This is a genomic window from uncultured Caballeronia sp. (assembly GCF_964243625.1).
Classification (GTDB): Bacteria; Pseudomonadota; Gammaproteobacteria; order Burkholderiales; family Burkholderiaceae; genus Caballeronia.
The window spans coordinates 1-2,030 of record NZ_CAXTGZ010000849.1; the positions used below are offsets into that span (position 1 = coordinate 1).

The following is a 2,030-nucleotide window of genomic DNA, read 5'->3' on the forward strand; positions in this document are numbered from 1 at the left end:
GTTGCGCCCGGTGTTTCCACCCCCCAACCATCCTTTTTCGATGACAGCTACATTCGTAATACCATGGTTTTTGGCGAGGTAATACGCAGTGGCCAGCCCTTGACCACCGCCGCCGATAATAACTACGTCGTAGCGACTCTTAGGTTCGCTCGTGCGCCACGCTTGAGTCCATCGACGATGACCGCTCAGCGCGTGTTTCGCCAAGGACAAGAAAGAGTAGTTTTCCACGAGGAACTCCGCTACTTTGGTTACAAGATTACCGTTCGGTTGCCATTGAGAAAGATTCGCCCTTCACTAAAAAGGCGTACCGCATTTGCCAGCGCTACAGCCTCTGTGTCCTGCCCCGTAAGCACCATGTCTTCTGTGGTGTACGCATGGTCAATTTGCTTGACCTCCTGCGCAATGATGGGACCCTCGTCGAGGTCGCTCGTCACAAAGTGTGCTGTTGCACCAATGACTTTGACACCACGTTCATGCGCCTGATGGTAAGGGCGAGCACCCATAAAACCTGGCAAGAATGAATGATGAATATTGATCGCTTTGCCCTCGAGCTTACGGCTCATGTCATCGGACAAGATTTGCATGTATCTCGCCAAGACGAGTAGTTCTGCTTTGCTATTTGCAAACAGCTCTAGAATCTGTGCTTCCTGCTGAGGCTTTGTGTCTTTCGTGATTGGGAAATGACTGAACGGAATGCCATACCACTCAACGAGGCTTCGACAGTCGTTATGGTTCGAGACGACGCCAACAATGTCAATTGCCAACGCCCCCGCGCGCCATTTGGTCAGAAGGAGATTCAGACAATGATCGTATTTTGATACAGCGATAAGTACTTTCGGGTGATATGAAGCAGGCGTAATCTCGAATTCCATGTCGAGTTCACGCGCAAGCGATGACAGCTGTTGATTCAGGGTTTTGATGCTACCGACCAACACATGGTCGTCAAACACCATGCGCGCAAAGAACTGCTTACTTTGAGGGTCGCCATAGTGGAAAGACTCCGTTACGTATGCGCCTTCCTCGAAAAGCAAGGTCGAGACTTTCGCGAGTATTCCCAAGCGGTCAGGACACTTAAAAGTAAATCGGTAATGGGTAGCTTCGGTCGCTTGCGTCGTTGCGGTCATCTTGGCCTACGTGAACAATGGTTGACAAACCTGCTTCTAAAATCTTGGGGGCATTGGTTAGGCTGCTAACCTATCGATTCTGCTCACCCCTTACTTGATGGCAGGCCGCGCAATATTACAAATGGGCGCGACAGAAACAGCAGCGGCCGTCCCTTCTCAACAATCAGTCATTTTTTAACAAACAATAAATCTTTAATGTTTGAGCTCAGGCCCTGTACCTCGGCCTGGCGTCCTGTCAGTAACCAAACCGCAGTGACTAAGGCAAGTATAAGCACACTGGAAAACAGAAACAATAACAATTTATTGTTATTTTTTGTGCCACACTAGGTTTGTTGAGTAATCATGCCCCCTCGGACCCGAGCGGTGGACACTGCTGGAACGCTAACTAACGCATGACCCATGAGCATAGTACCGAAAGCAGACAGATCCCCACGTGCACCGGCGCGGCGAACCCAGGAAGAGCGCAGCGATGCTACCAGACGACGCATAGTCCAGTCGGCAATGCGGTTGCTTCACAAAAAAGGCTTTCGAGCCACGAACCTGCAGGATATCGCCCGTGGTGCGCGGGTCACGTTAGGCGCGTTGCAGCACCATTTCGCTAATCGTCAGGTCTTGATGGAGCGCCTAATCGACGAAGTCATGGCACCGCTTTCGGATGATGGCGTTGTGTGGCCTCCGGTCTCACTGCCGCTCGAGCAAAGAGCGCGCGAATTCGTCCGCTTAGCTTGGCAAACCATCTATGGCGTGCCCAGCTACGTGGCTGCGTGGAGCTTGTTTTTTGGGTGCAAAGCTTCGCATGAGCTTTTCGAACGGATAGACGCGACCCGTGCGCGGTCCGATCCTGTTTTTTTTGCCCGCTTCATCGCTTGCTTTCCCGAGATTGCGGAAAACCATCCTCATCCCGAG

General features: G+C 51.7%; 3 protein-coding genes. 1 reads left to right on the forward strand and 2 read right to left on the reverse strand.

The window, feature by feature from the left end:
• Positions 1-228 (reverse strand): FAD-dependent oxidoreductase (locus ACFFAR_RS31705; protein ID WP_375509289.1); only part of this gene is annotated, 228 nt, incomplete at its 3' end.
• Between the two features lie 20 nt (positions 229-248).
• On the reverse strand, positions 249-1,124 hold the full coding sequence (gene purU, locus ACFFAR_RS31710) for a formyltetrahydrofolate deformylase (RefSeq protein WP_375509290.1): 876 nt from the start codon (positions 1,122-1,124) through the stop codon (positions 249-251).
• Positions 1,125-1,523: 399 nt separating this feature from the next.
• On the opposite strand from purU, the gene ACFFAR_RS31715 reads away from it, so the two are divergent.
• On the forward strand, positions 1,524-2,030 hold a 507-nt coding region (locus tag ACFFAR_RS31715), incomplete at its 3' end, for a TetR/AcrR family transcriptional regulator (protein ID WP_375509291.1).